Source organism: Roseovarius sp. SK2 (assembly GCF_028807495.1).
GTDB classification, from domain to species: Bacteria; Pseudomonadota; Alphaproteobacteria; order Rhodobacterales; family Rhodobacteraceae; genus Roseovarius; species Roseovarius confluentis.
In genome coordinates this window covers 85,860-98,922 of sequence record NZ_JARAMK010000011.1, presented here as the reverse complement: position 1 = coordinate 98,922, position 13,063 = coordinate 85,860, and the positions used below count along the sequence as shown (strand labels likewise).

Sequence of the window (13,063 nt, the reverse complement as noted above, 5' to 3'; positions counted from 1 at the left end):
ATACTTCATCAGACATTAATGAAAATGAATCTTGCACAGATGAACAGCACGCTTGACTGGAACAAGTGCCAGACAGTTCCGCAGATCGCCTGGGCGGACTCGCTATCGACCTTTGGTCGCCGATGCATCCCGAGTTCCCCCAAACCGCCCGTTTGCGCGCTGTTCTCGATTGGTGCGGGAGCAGCCAAAGCGCGTTGATGCAGACCGCGAGCGGCACCGTCTAGTCGTCATTTGCAGTGGCCCGGCGATCGTCAGCCCCGCCTTCGGGCTGGCGTTTGCCGCCGTCGGGAACGACAGCAAAGTCCCGCAATGCCGACCTCCGGAACCTGAAAATGCCCCGCAGGTCTCTGCGGGGCATTCGCATTTTCAGTGCCGTGGTGCGCCCAAGATCGCGCTTGCGTACTCAACACGTCCGGTAAGGGACCAGCGTCACTCTGGGCGCCCTTTGTTCGACGGGTGCGGCAGGTTCAGTGGGTCACGGCCCCTGCCCCGTCTTCGCCGGACTTCCGCGCAGCTTCCGCGGCGGCAGCCTCTTCGGCTGCTTCGTCCCATTCCACCGGCTCGGGCGTGTCCACCAGCGCCAGTTTCAGAACATCGCTCACGTGTTCGACGGGGATGATCTCCAGCCCCTCTTTCACGTTGTCGGGGATCTCGGCCAGGTCCTTTTCGTTCTCCTGCGGGATCAGCACCGTCTTGATGCCACCACGCAAGGCCGCCAGCAGCTTCTCCTTCAGCCCGCCGATGGCCAGCGCATTACCACGGAGCGTGACCTCGCCGGTCATGGCGATGTCCTTGCGGACGGGAATGCCGGTCAGCACGGACACGATGGACGTCACCATCGCCAGACCCGCGCTCGGCCCGTCCTTGGGCGTCGCGCCCTCGGGCACGTGCACGTGGATGTCCCACTTCTCGAACCGCGGCGGTTTCACCCCGATCTGAGGACTGATCGACCGCACATAAGAAGACGCGGCGTCGATAGACTCCTTCATCACGTCGCCCAGCGTGCCGGTGGTCTTCATCCGGCCCTTGCCCGGCAGGCGTAGCGCCTCGATGTTCAAAAGCTCGCCACCGACCGAGGTATAGGCCAGCCCGGTGACGACACCCACCTGGTCCTTCTCTTCGGCAAGGCCATAGCGGAACTTCTTCACGCCAAGGAAATCGTCGATATTCTCCGACGTCACGTCGACGCGCTCGGCCTCTTTCTTGATGATCTTGGTCAGCGCCTTGCGGCACACCTTGCTGATCTCGCGCTCGAGGTTCCGCACGCCCGCCTCGCGGGTGTAATGCCGGATGATCGCCGTCAGCGCGCTGTCGTCCAGGCTGAACTCCTTCTGCTTCAGACCGTGGTTCTTGATCTGCTTGGCCAGAAGGTGCTGCTTGGCGATCTCGCGCTTTTCATCCTCGGTGTAACCGGCCAGCGGAATGATCTCCATCCGGTCCAACAGCGGCCCCGGCATGTTGTAGGAGTTCGCCGTGGTCAGGAACATCACGTTCGACAGGTCGTACTCGACCTCGAGGTAGTGGTCCACGAAGGTCCCGTTCTGCTCGGGGTCCAGCACCTCCAGCATGGCCGACGCGGGGTCGCCACGGAAATCCTGGCCCATCTTGTCGATCTCGTCGAGCAGGATCAGCGGGTTGGTCGTCTTCGCCTTTTTCAGCGACTGGATGATCTTGCCCGGCATGGAGCCGATGTACGTCCGGCGGTGCCCGCGGATCTCGGACTCGTCGCGCACGCCACCCAGGCTGATGCGGATGAACTCGCGGCCCGTGGCGCGCGCCACGGATTTGCCAAGGCTCGTCTTGCCCACGCCCGGCGGGCCGACAAGGCACATGATCGGACCCTTCAGCTTTTTCGAGCGTTGCTGCACGGCCAGGTACTCGACGATCCGCTCCTTGACCTTCTCAAGGCCATAGTGATCCTTGTCCAGCACGTCCTGCGCCCGGCCCAGATCCTTTTTCACGCGGGATTTCTTGCCCCACGGGATCGACAGCATCCAGTCCAGGTAGTTGCGCACCACCGTGGCCTCGGCGCTCATCGGGCTCATGTTCTTGAGCTTCTTCAGCTCGCCCTCGGCCTTCTCGCGCGCCTCTTTCGACAGCTTGGTGTTCTCGATGCGCTCTTCCAGCTCGGCAATCTCGCCTTCGCCGTCCTCGCCATCGCCCAGCTCCTTCTGAATGGCCTTCATCTGCTCATTCAGGTAATATTCGCGCTGCGTACGCTCCATCTGGCTCTTCACGCGCGTCTTGATCTTCTTCTCGACCTGCAGAACGCTCATCTCGCCCTGCATCAGGCCATAGACCTTTTCAAGCCGCTCGCTGACGCTCAGCGTCTCCAGCAGTTCCTGCTTCTGCGCCACTTCGATGCCCAGATGCCCCGACACCAGGTCGGCCAGCTTGGCGGCATCGTCGGCCTCTGTCACGGCGGCCAGCGCCTCTTCGGGGATGTTCTTCTTGACCTTGGCATAGCGTGCGAACTCGTCCGACACGGTGCGCAACAGCGCCTCGATCGTCGCGGCGTCGCCCGGCATTTCCGACAGGTACTCGGCCCGCGCCTCGAAGAAATTCTCGTTTTCGAGGTACTCGGTGATCTTGACCCGCGCCACACCTTCGACCAGCACCTTCACGGTGCCGTCGGGCAGCTTCAGCAGTTGCAGCACGTTCGCCAGAACGCCGGAATTGTAGATACCGTCGGCATTGGGATCGTCCTCGCCCGGGTCGATCTGGCTCGACAGCAGGATCTGTTTGTCGTCCTGCATCACCTCTTCAAGCGCACGCACGGATTTGTCGCGCCCGACGAAAAGCGGCACGATCATGTGCGGGAACACGACGATGTCGCGTAGCGGCAAGACCGGGTAAGAGGCGTTAAGGGGTTCTAACATGCTCGTTATCCTGTATTGGCAAGAAGGCTCCGGTCCCGACATCGCGGCAACCACCGTCCTTCTCCGTTTCGATACTGTTAATCTGGGCGCTCGCGGCCCGGATTCAACCTCGCTCCCGGCCAGGTCGCGTGCAGAATGCCTTGCGCCACGCAAGGGTACAAGCATCAAATATGCGCAGTCTTACCGCTGGCGCCGCAAAGAAGGCCTTCTAGAACGGTTCGATTTGACAAGGTGGCGGCCCCGGCCTGCACGTGCCCACCCTGAACAGACGGGCTGGAACAGGCTGGGTGACCAAGGTCGAAGTCCGAGGTTCGCCCCCCACGACCTGGCCCTGAAATCGACGGCGCGTCAGGCCAGAAAAATCGCGGCCAGAACAGCCACCGAGGCCCAGCTGAAGGTGAATGCGGCATAGGTCATCTCATTGCTCCCAGTCTGTCACAGTGTCGTGATGCCTCTGGGTCGCGCTCTACCGCCGCCGGGTTCAAAAAAGATGTACCGGCCCCTGCTACGGGACCGGTACATTTCATGGCACACAACATGCCTGACGCGAGATTCAAGTCAGGCGAGCAACATTGCCGCGAAAAGTGCGACAAACATCCAGCTAAAAGTAAAGGCAGCGTAAGTCATTGTAATATATATCACTTCCCAAAATGATAGAACCAGTATAAGCGAAAATCCGCCCACCGCCTAACGAATTTAGATCACGTTTTGGAAACAATCTGGGTCCGAAAACCGGCGCCCTGGCTAAACATCAGAGATCTTTATCAAATCGGCGCGATATCCCCTTCAGCCCGCCGGGCATGAAACTCCGCCTCCCACGCGTCGAACGCTCCGGCGGCGATCGCCTCGCGCATCCCCGCCATGATCTCCTGGTAGTAATGCAGGTTGTGCCAGGTCAGCAGCATGGAACTGATGATCTCCTGGCTGCGGAACACGTGATGCAGGTAGGCACGGGAATAGTTTCTGCATGCCGGACAGGTGCAGGCCTCGTCCAGGGGCCTCGGGTCGTCCTGGTGCCGGGCGTTCTTGATGTTCAGCACGCCGTGCCGGGTGAACACCTGCCCCGTCCGCCCCGACCGCGACGGCAGAACGCAATCCATCATGTCCACGCCACGCTTCACGGCGCCCACGATGTCATCAGGCTTGCCCACCCCCATCAGGTAGCGCGGCTTGTCCTGCGGCAGGTACCCGGTGGCATAATCCAGCACGCCGAACATGGCCTCCTGCCCCTCGCCCACCGCAAGCCCGCCGATGGCGTAGCCGTCGAACCCGATCTCGACCAACGCCTTGGCGCTTTCCTCGCGCAACTCCTGCGTCACGCCGCCCTGCATGATCCCGAAAAGCGCATGCCCCGGCCGGTCGCCGAACGCGTCCTTCGACCGCGCCGCCCACCGCATCGACAGGCGCATCGCCCGCGCCACCTCGTCGTCGCTCGCCGGCAGCGCGGGACATTCGTCGAAACACATCACGATATCGCTGCCCAAGAGGCGCTGGATCTCCATCGACCGCTCCGGCGTCAGCTCGTGCTTCGACCCGTCGATATGGCTCTTGAACGTGACGCCCTCCTCGGTCAGCTTGCGCAACCCCGCAAGGCTCATCACCTGGAACCCGCCGCTGTCTGTCAGGATCGGCCGCTCCCAGTTCATGAACCGATGCAAGCCGCCCAGGGCGTCGATCCGCTCTGCCGTGGGGCGCAGCATCAGGTGATAGGTATTGCCCAGCAGGATATCCGCGCCGGTCTCGCGCACCGATCCGGGCATCATCGCCTTGACCGTGGCGGCGGTCCCCACCGGCATGAAGGCCGGCGTGCGCACCTCGCCCCGCGGCGTGCGGATCACCCCCGTCCGCGCCTGCCCGTCCGTTCCGCCCAACTCGAATGCGACCCCGTTCGTCATGTCATCACCCTTTGACCTCGATGCGCCCTCCATAACGCCTTTGACGAAAGCTTCAATCATCCCGCATATGGGCCCGACGCCACGGCACGCAGAAGAAAATGAACCAAACCGAGACAGGCTGGGTTATGGTGAAACAAAAACGACGGGACACGTGAAGATACACATGCACAACATCGCCGCCTCGTTGCGCAGCCTCTTGGCGGCGCTTCTTGTCATACTGTCCGGCGCATCCGCGGCCTTGGCGCAAGAGCCCTATTTCGAGATCGACCTGCTGAACCCCGGTCTGCCCGAGCCTCCCGCGGCGCTCGACCGCGACACGCCCCGCTCGGCGATGGAATCGCTTCTGTCTTTCTTCGACGACGACCAGTACGGCGCCGCGGCCCACCTGCTGGACCTCGGGGACCTGCCACTCGACGCGCAGGCCAACCGCGGCGCGAACCTCGCGCGGCAACTGAAGATGATCATCGACCGGCAGGTGCTGATCCCGTGGACTGACCTCTCGGACCGGCCCGACGGCTGGCTTGACGGCGCCCAGGAAGATCCCGGTGCCGGCCGCGTGCGCCGCTCGATCCTGCTCAACATGCTGGAGCTGGAAAAGCGGCCCGTGCCCCTGCGCCTGAACCGCGTGAAACCCGCGAACGGCGATCCCGTCTGGGTCATCTCGCGCCAAAGCGTGCGCGATATCCCGGCGCTCTACGAACGGTTCAAGCCGACCAAGCTGGAAATGGCGATGCCCCCCTGGGCGCGTGAACGCGGACCCTTCGGGATGTATGTCTGGGAATGGCTGGTGCTGCCCGTCATCACCGTCATTGCCTTCCTATTGGGCTATCTCGCGTATCACCTCGTCGGCTGGCTCGGGAAGTTCTCCAGCCGCAGGATCGTTCAGGCCTGCGTACGCGCCTTCCGCCTGCCCGCCACCATCATCGTGATCTCCGCCATCATCGGCTTTGCCACCAACCGCCTTCTGGTGGTCACCGGCCCGATCAGCGTCATCGTCGGGCCGCTGGTGCTGCTGGGCTACGTCGTGGGCTTGTCCCTGGCCGCCGTGCGCGTCGCCGACGAGATCTTCGACCGTGTCAGCCTCAACAGCCCGGAGGAACTGGCCGTCCCCGGCAATTCGCACTACCGCAACATGGCCACCATGCTGTCGGGCTTCCGCAAGTTCGTCATCATCTTGGCGGTGATCACAGGCGCCGCCACGCTGCTCAGCTCTGTGCAGGTCTTCAATTCGCTGGGTTACACGCTTCTGGCCGGCGCGGGTGCGATCACCATCGTGCTGGGTTTCGCCGCCCGCGAAGTGCTCGGCAACCTGCTCGCCGCCGTGCAGATCGCGCTGAACCGCTCGGCCCGCATCGGCGACCAGATCATCTTCGAGGACCGCTTCTGCACCGTCGAGCGCATCCACTTCACCTATGTCCAGCTGGCAATCTGGACCGGCAACCGCTTCATCGTGCCGGTCAGCCACTTCGTCAAACACCCTTTCGAGAACCTCTCCGCCGGCGACCGCGAGATGACCCGCCCCATCCGCATGACCTTTGCCCAGACCGCCGATGTCGAGGCCCTGCGCAAGGCGTTCTTCGAGATCATGGACGAGATCGACGACGGCACGCTGGGGTCCAAGGAGGACGCGGGCGTCTGGGTCGCCGACCAGGACGTCTTCGGCAAGAAGGTCCTCTTCGGCCTGCCCACGCCCGACCAGTCCACCTTCTGGGATCTCGAAACCGCCTGCCGCGAACGCCTGCTGGCCCGCGCGGCCGAGCTCGAAAAGGAAACCGGCAAGCCGTTCCTGCCGCAAGGCCCCGCGCAGGATTACCCCGACGGCTGATCCCGCGCGCCCGGCACCGCCACCAAAGCCTTGCATTGGCGCGCGCGCTGGCCCTATTAAACCGGGACCTTTTCAACGGGGATCCCGATGACCGAAGACCAGATTATCGACCTGCTCTCTTCCAACCTGTCCTACATCTTGCTCGCGCTGCTGCTGTTCATCGTGATCTTCCAGGGCGTGAAGATCGTTCCGCAATCCGAACAGCATGTCGTCGAACGCTTCGGTCGCCTGCGCTCGGTGCTGGGGCCGGGAATCAATTTCATCGTGCCCTTCCTCGACAAGATCCGGCACCGCGTCTCGATCCTCGAACGCCAGTTGCCCAATGCCAGCCAGGACGCCATCACCCGCGACAACGTGCTGGTCGAGGTTGAAACCTCCGTTTTCTACCGCATCACCAATCCCGAAAAGACCGTCTACCGCATACGCGACGTGGACGCCGCCATCGCCACCACGGTCGCCGGGATCGTGCGCGCCGAGATCGGCAAGATGGATCTCGACGACGTGCAGGCCAACCGCTCGCAACTGATCGACACGATCAAGCAGCATGTCGAGGACGCCGTCGACAACTGGGGGATCGAGGTCACCCGGGCCGAGATCCTCGACGTCAACCTCGACCAGGCCACGCGCGAAGCCATGCTGCAACAGCTCAACGCCGAACGCGCCCGCCGCGCGCAGGTGACCGAGGCCGAGGGCCAGAAACGCGCCGTCGAACTGGCCGCCGACGCCGATCTCTACGCCGCCGAGAAGACCGCCGAGGCCCGCCGCATCCAGGCCGACGCCGAGGCCTACGCCACCGGCGTCGTGGCCCGCGCCATCGCCGATAACGGGCTGGAAGCCGCGCAATACCAGGTCGCCCTGAAGCAGGTCGAGGCGCTCAACGCCCTGGGCCAGGGACCGTCATCTCAAACCGTCATCGTGCCCGCCCACGCGGTCGAGGCCTTCGCCAACGCTTTCACCATGCTCAAGGGCAAGCCATGATCGACCTGCTGTCGCACTGGTGGGTCTGGCTCTGCGCCGCGCTGGCCATCGCCATTCTCGAACTGCTGATGCCGGGCTACATCTTCCTCGGGATCGCGGCCGGGGCCGCGGTCATGGCTCCGCTGGTTGCCCTGTTCGGCCCCTTCGCGCCGCCGACGCTCCTCGCCCTCTTCGCGGGGATCTCGCTGGTGGCATGGCTGATACTGCGCCGCGTCTTCCGGGCGTCTGACGACCAGACCCGCTATTTCGACGAAGACATCAACAAGTAGCTCCACGCGCCGCCCCCGCGACCGTCACTTTTCCGTAACCTTGTGCCGACATGCATTACGTGGTGAAACTTGCAGTTCCACCGCCGACCGATCCACAACCAAAAGGCCGTTCCATGACAGACTCCGCCGACAGCCCCGAGATCCTGAACTTTGGCTGGGAAGAATGGATTTCCCTGCCCGGACTGGGCGTGCCGGCGTTGCGGGCCAAGGTGGATACCGGCGCGCGCACCTCCGCGCTGCACGCCTTTGACATCGAAACCTTCGGGCCGTCCTCGAAACCCAAGGTTCGCTTCACCGTCCACCCGATCCCGGGCCGCGACGACCTGGTGATCCCCTGCTCCGCCCCCATCGTGGACCGGCGCGAGGTGGCGTCCTCGAACGGCGAGAAGGAACTGCGCTACGTCATCGAAAGCAAGCTCGAGGTCGCGGGCCAGTCCTGGCCCATCGAGATCACGCTGACCAACCGCTCGACCATGAACAGCCGGATGCTGCTGGGCCGCACGGCACTCAAGGATCACATCTCGATCGTCGCCACCGACCGCTTCCTTCAGCCCGAACTGAACTACGAGGTCTATCACACCAAGAAGATGCGCGAGGCCCAGCCCAACCGCTCCCTGCGCATCGCGGTGCTGTCGCGGGAAAACAACTATTCCACCCGCCGCCTCGTCGAGGAGGGCGAGAAGCGCGGCCATTCCGTCGAGGTCATCGACACCACGCGCTGCTACATGGCGATCAACACGCTGGCACCCGAGGTGCATTACGACGGCAAGCGCCTGCCCCGCTACGACGCCGTCATCCCGCGCATCGGCGCCTCGATCACGTCCTACGGCGCCGCCGTCGTGCGCCAGTTCGAGACCATCGGCACCTATTGCGTGAACCCTTCGGCCGGCATCTCCTCCAGCCGCGACAAGCTCTATGCGCATCAGCTGATGGCCCGCGCCAAGGTCGGGATGCCCAACACCGCCTTCGCGGCCTCGCCGCAGGACACCGGCAACCTCATCGGCCTCGTGGGCACCGCGCCCCTGATCGTCAAGCTGCTGGAGTCGACGCAAGGAAAGGGCGTTGTCCTCGCCGAAACCAAGAAGGCCGCCGAGAGCGTGATCGACGCCTTCCGCGGCCTCAAGGCCAACTTCCTCGTGCAGGATTTCGTCAAGGAGGCCGCGGGCGAGGATATCCGCTGCCTCGTGATCGGCGGCAAGGTCGTCGCCTCTATGAAACGCACCGGGGCCGAGGGCGACTTCCGCTCCAACCTGCATCGTGGCGGCTCGGCCAAGTCGGTGCGCATCACCAAGACCGAGCGCGAGACCGCCCTGCGCGCCGCCCGCGCTTTCGGCCTGGGGCTGGCGGGCGTCGACCTTCTGCGGGCCGAGGCCGGGCCCAAGGTGCTCGAAGTCAACTCCTCGCCCGGCATGGAAGGCATCGAGACCTCCACTGGCAAGAACATCGTCGGCATGCTCTACGACGACATCGAAAGCCGCGTGCGCCCTGCCCCGATCCGCCGCCGCCGCTCCGGCAAATAGGGCCGGCCACGCAACGTCATCCGCCGCGCGTTAAGCAATGCGCGCCGTCTGGTGGCGCGCCGGGGCGGTGCACGCCCGGTGCACGGGGGGTGCACGCGTGTCACCCCCGCCCTTCCGGCCGAAATCGAGGTGTTAATCCACCGCGCGCCCTCTGGACGCGCCGCTCTCGTATCCTTATATATTCAGTCGGATAACCGCACAGGATGTGACATGACCCAGCAGCCAGAACCCCTCGAAGGCGCGCCGCTGATCGCGCCCTCCAGCACGGATCACCCGCTTTACGATCAGATCGTCGAGGCGTGCCGCTCGGTCTATGACCCTGAAATCCCTGTGAATATCTACGATCTGGGCCTGATCTACACGATCGACATCACCGCCGAGAACGAGGTCAGCGTCATCATGACCCTGACCGCCCCGGGCTGCCCCGTTGCCGGCGAGATGCCGGGCTGGGTTGCCGAGGCGATCGAGCCGTTAGCAGGTGTGAAACAAGTTGATGTTGATCTGACGTGGGAGCCGCCCTGGGGCATGGACATGATGAGCGACGAGGCCCGCCTCGAACTCGGATTCATGTAAGGCAAGCAAAAGCGCTTGCATTTTGCAAAAGCAAGCAATATTACTTGCGCATGATCTGGACCGTCTTCACCGGCGATATCGTCGAGTCCACTGCCCTTTCGGCAAAGCGTCTCGACGATGTCATGGCCTGCCTCGATCGGCTGTCAGATGACATTTCCGCTTGGAGCCAAGACGCTAGTGCGGCCTTCGGACGGCGCGGAGGCGACGGTTGGCAACTGGCGGTCAACGCATCCAGATATGACCTCAGATCAACGCTTTACCTGCAATCCAGCCTGATGGCGTTGGACCCGGCCGTGCAATCCCGCATCGCCGTCGCCACCGGCAAAGGCACCCTGCCCGACGGGCCTGACGCCAACCCCAACAGCGCCCACGGCCCCGCGTTCAGCGCCTCGGGCCGCCTGCTGGAGTCGCTCACTGGCAACACGCTTCTCGCGCACGCCGCCGGTGGCCCGCTCGATGCCACCTACCGCCTTGCCGACCACATCGCGCAGGGCTGGACACAGGCCCAGGCCCGCGCCGTGGCCGCGATGCTGCCCCCCGGGACCGGGCCACGCCGCGTCGCCGCCGACCGCCTCGGCATCTCCCGCCAGGCCATCGACCAGGCCCTGCACGCCGCCGGCTACCCGGCCCTGCATGATGCCCTGACACTCTTGGAGGCGTCGGAATGATCGAGACCTTCACCGCCCTCCTCTTCGCCCATGTCCTGTCCGATTTCGTCCTGCAAACGGACTGGATTCACCGCAACAAGCGTCACTTCGGCGTCATGCTCCTCCACGGGGCGCTGGTACTGGTGGCCTCCTTGGCCGCGCTGGGCCAGGTCGCCGCGCTGCCCGTGCTGGCCCTCGCCGCCGCGCACGTGGCCATCGACTGCGCGAAAACCTACGGCAATTTCAAGGGGCTGACCGCGTTTCTCGCCGATCAGGCCCTGCATCTTCTGGTGATCATCGCCGTCGCGTTTCACGCCCCAACCCTTTGGGCCACCGGCGCATGGGCCGACACGCCGACCTTGCTGCCGCTGATGGCGCTTCTGGCCGGGCTGGTCACCACCCTGGTCGCCGGTCAGTACGCCGTCGGCCTGCTGATGCGCTCGCACGGTGTGCTTATCCAGCAACGCGGCTTGCGCAACGGCGGCCGCCAGATCGGGCTGATCGAACGCGGGCTGATCTTCTTTTTCGTCATGGCAAATCAACCGCTTGGCGTGGGCTTCCTGATCACCGCGAAATCCATCCTGCGCTTCGGCACCGCCGCGCGTGACCAGAAAACGGCGGAATACGTGATCATCGGCACGCTGGCCTCCTTTGCATGGGCGTTCCTGGTGTCCGAGGCCACGCGCGCCTGGATGGATTTGCTGCCCCCGCTTGAGATTGCCGTTTGGCTTGCATAGATTGGGGACATCGCAGCGAGAAAGGCAGCACCATGTTCGGAATTCCAGGCAAACAGGCGGTCAGCATGACCCCGAAAGCGGCGTCGATGATTGCCCGCCTGATGGACAAGGATGGCCACCAGGGCCTGCGCATCGGCGTCAAGAAAGGCGGCTGCGCGGGCATGGAATACACCATGGATTACGTGACCGAGGTCGACCCCAACGACGAGGTGGTCGAGCAGGACGGTGCGCGCGTGATGATCGCCCCCATGGCGCAGATGTTCCTGTTCGGAACGGAAATCGACTATCAGACCTCGCTTCTGGAATCGGGTTTCGTGTTCAACAATCCCAACGTGACCGAGGCCTGCGGCTGCGGCGAGTCGATCAAGTTCGAAGGCATGTAAACGTTGCCCCGCCCTGCGCGAGCCGCTACCACTCCGGTCAATTAACCCGGAGGTAACGAATGGCGCGCAAACTGGCGGCAGGTAACTGGAAGATGAACGGCACACGTGCTGCCTTGGAAGAACTGTCTGCCCTCGCACAGGCGCATCCCGACCCCAGCGTTGATATCCTGATCTGTCCGCCCGCAACACTGGTTCAGACAGCGGCGGCAACCGTTGCCAATGGGCCCATCCAGATCGGTGGACAGGATTGTCACGCTCAGGCCAGTGGCGCCCATACCGGCGACATCTCTGCCGAGATGCTGCTCGACGCCGGCGCCACCAGCGTCATTCTCGGCCATTCCGAACGGCGCGAGGACCACGACGAGAGCAGCGACGACGTCAACGCCAAGACCCGCGCGGCCCACGCCGCAGGGCTTGTCGCCATCGTTTGCGTGGGCGAGTCGCTGTCTCAGCGCGAGGCGGCCAATACGCTCGATATCATCGGTGAACAGCTGGCCACCTCCCTGCCCGATGGGTGCACCGCTGCCAACACGGTCGTCGCCTACGAGCCGATCTGGGCCATCGGCACCGGCAAGGTCCCCACGACCGAGCAGATCGACGAGGTGCACGACTTCATCCGCGCCCGCATGATCCGTCGCTTCGGAGAAAACGAGGGGCGCGCCATCCCGCTGCTCTACGGCGGATCGGTCAAACCCGACAACGCGGCCGAGATTTTCGCCACCGACAATGTCGACGGTGCGCTGGTCGGAGGCGCCAGCCTCAAGGCCACGGATTTTTCCCCCATTATCAAGGCGCTGGAGGGCAAAGCGTAGGCGCCTAGACTGGCAGCATCGTGGTTGACTTGATCTCTTCCATCGACAACAGCGCCGTCACGTTGTGCACTTTCACCTCTGAAATCAATGCCTGGTAAAAGATGTCATAGGCGCGCGCGTTGCTGACCACGACTTTAAGAATGTAGTCGATATCGCCCGCCAGCCGGTGCGCCTCCATCACTTCCGGCCGTGTTCTCAGCGCATCGAGAAACCTGTCCTGCCATTCCTTGTCATGTTCAGACGTTCGGATCAGGACGAAGAAGCACGCCTCCAGTCCAAGGGCTTCGGGATCCAGCAGAAAGGTCTGCTGCCGGATTACTCCGCCCTCGCGCATTTTTCGAATCCGGTTCCACACCGGGGTCTTGGAACTGCCGACTGTTTTCGCGATATCGTCCAGCGATTGCCCCCCGTCCTTCTGAAGCTCCGAGAGGATTTTCCGGTCCAGTTCGTCAAGGCGAACACTCATTCTCTATTTTTCCTTTTCCCGGGACATTCCCAACTCAGCGAAAGCAAATTGGAACAAGCGTCCTTATTCACGCCGTCAG

At 63.5% G+C, this 13,063-nt stretch carries 12 protein-coding genes; 9 read left to right on the top strand and 3 right to left on the bottom strand.

Features of this window, described 5'->3' with window-relative positions; all coding sequences use genetic code 11:
* Positions 1–467: 467 nt before the first annotated feature.
* A complete protein-coding gene (gene lon / locus PVV74_RS18570; protein ID WP_103764188.1) occupies positions 468–2,879 on the bottom strand; it encodes an endopeptidase La in 2,412 nt (803 codons plus the stop codon).
* Between the two features lie 764 nt (positions 2,880–3,643).
* Entirely contained in the window at positions 3,644–4,774 is a 1,131-nt protein-coding gene (gene tgt / locus PVV74_RS18565) for a tRNA guanosine(34) transglycosylase Tgt (RefSeq protein ID WP_103764279.1), read from the bottom strand.
* Positions 4,775–4,925: 151 nt separating this feature from the next.
* On the opposite strand from tgt, the gene PVV74_RS18560 reads away from it, so the two are divergent.
* The 9 genes from PVV74_RS18560 to tpiA all read left to right on the top strand — a co-directional run bounded on the left by PVV74_RS18560 (position 4,926) and on the right by tpiA (position 12,518).
* On the top strand, positions 4,926–6,599 hold the full coding sequence (locus PVV74_RS18560; protein ID WP_274594267.1) for a mechanosensitive ion channel family protein: 1,674 nt from the start codon (positions 4,926–4,928) through the stop codon (positions 6,597–6,599).
* Between the two features lie 87 nt (positions 6,600–6,686).
* On the top strand, positions 6,687–7,577 hold the full coding sequence (locus PVV74_RS18555; protein WP_103764186.1) for an SPFH domain-containing protein: 891 nt from the start codon (positions 6,687–6,689) through the stop codon (positions 7,575–7,577).
* Positions 7,574–7,846, top strand: coding sequence for an NfeD family protein (locus PVV74_RS18550; RefSeq protein ID WP_274594266.1), 273 nt, complete (start codon positions 7,574–7,576; stop codon positions 7,844–7,846). Before PVV74_RS18555 ends, PVV74_RS18550 begins: the two co-directional genes overlap by 4 nt.
* Before the next feature lie 113 nt (positions 7,847–7,959).
* Complete coding sequence (gene rimK, locus PVV74_RS18545; protein ID WP_103764184.1) at positions 7,960–9,366, top strand: 30S ribosomal protein S6--L-glutamate ligase; 1,407 nt, start codon at positions 7,960–7,962, stop codon at positions 9,364–9,366.
* A gap of 210 nt (positions 9,367–9,576) precedes the next feature.
* Positions 9,577–9,939, top strand: coding sequence for an SUF system Fe-S cluster assembly protein (locus PVV74_RS18540; protein WP_103764183.1), 363 nt, complete (start codon positions 9,577–9,579; stop codon positions 9,937–9,939).
* A 50-nt stretch (positions 9,940–9,989) separates the two neighbouring features.
* The gene (locus tag PVV74_RS18535; protein ID WP_274594265.1) at positions 9,990–10,607 is read left to right on the top strand and encodes a MarR family transcriptional regulator; all 618 of its coding nucleotides are present in this window, start codon (positions 9,990–9,992) and stop codon (positions 10,605–10,607) included.
* Positions 10,604–11,323, top strand: coding sequence for a DUF3307 domain-containing protein (locus PVV74_RS18530; protein WP_103764181.1), 720 nt, complete (start codon positions 10,604–10,606; stop codon positions 11,321–11,323). The genes PVV74_RS18535 and PVV74_RS18530 overlap by 4 nt, the downstream gene beginning before the upstream one ends.
* A 32-nt stretch (positions 11,324–11,355) precedes the next feature.
* Entirely contained in the window at positions 11,356–11,706 is a 351-nt protein-coding gene (locus PVV74_RS18525; RefSeq protein ID WP_103764180.1) for a HesB/IscA family protein, read from the top strand.
* Positions 11,707–11,765: 59 nt separating this feature from the next.
* Entirely contained in the window at positions 11,766–12,518 is a 753-nt protein-coding gene (gene tpiA / locus PVV74_RS18520) for a triose-phosphate isomerase (RefSeq protein ID WP_274594264.1), read from the top strand.
* 4 nt (positions 12,519–12,522) lie between these two features.
* On the opposite strand, the gene PVV74_RS18515 is transcribed toward tpiA, so the two are convergent.
* On the bottom strand, positions 12,523–12,984 hold the full coding sequence (locus tag PVV74_RS18515; RefSeq protein WP_103764178.1) for an Lrp/AsnC family transcriptional regulator: 462 nt from the start codon (positions 12,982–12,984) through the stop codon (positions 12,523–12,525).
* Positions 12,985–13,063 lie beyond the last annotated feature (79 nt).

What these genes read in the sequence shown, in the direction of transcription:
- PVV74_RS18540 (WP_103764183.1), top strand. Translation starts at nt 9,577, where the DNA reads ATGACCCAGCAGCCAGAACCCCTCGAAGGCGCGCCGCTGATCGCGCCC.
- lon (WP_103764188.1), bottom strand. Translation starts at nt 2,879, where the DNA reads ATGTTAGAACCCCTTAACGCCTCTTACCCGGTCTTGCCGCTACGCGAC.
- rimK (WP_103764184.1), top strand. Translation starts at nt 7,960, where the DNA reads ATGACAGACTCCGCCGACAGCCCCGAGATCCTGAACTTTGGCTGGGAA.
- PVV74_RS18550 (WP_274594266.1), top strand. Translation starts at nt 7,574, where the DNA reads ATGATCGACCTGCTGTCGCACTGGTGGGTCTGGCTCTGCGCCGCGCTG.
- PVV74_RS18535 (WP_274594265.1), top strand. Translation starts at nt 9,990, where the DNA reads ATGATCTGGACCGTCTTCACCGGCGATATCGTCGAGTCCACTGCCCTT.
- PVV74_RS18555 (WP_103764186.1), top strand. Translation starts at nt 6,687, where the DNA reads ATGACCGAAGACCAGATTATCGACCTGCTCTCTTCCAACCTGTCCTAC.
- tgt (WP_103764279.1), bottom strand. Translation starts at nt 4,774, where the DNA reads ATGACGAACGGGGTCGCATTCGAGTTGGGCGGAACGGACGGGCAGGCG.
- PVV74_RS18515 (WP_103764178.1), bottom strand. Translation starts at nt 12,984, where the DNA reads ATGAGTGTTCGCCTTGACGAACTGGACCGGAAAATCCTCTCGGAGCTT.
- PVV74_RS18530 (WP_103764181.1), top strand. Translation starts at nt 10,604, where the DNA reads ATGATCGAGACCTTCACCGCCCTCCTCTTCGCCCATGTCCTGTCCGAT.
- PVV74_RS18525 (WP_103764180.1), top strand. Translation starts at nt 11,356, where the DNA reads ATGTTCGGAATTCCAGGCAAACAGGCGGTCAGCATGACCCCGAAAGCG.
- tpiA (WP_274594264.1), top strand. Translation starts at nt 11,766, where the DNA reads ATGGCGCGCAAACTGGCGGCAGGTAACTGGAAGATGAACGGCACACGT.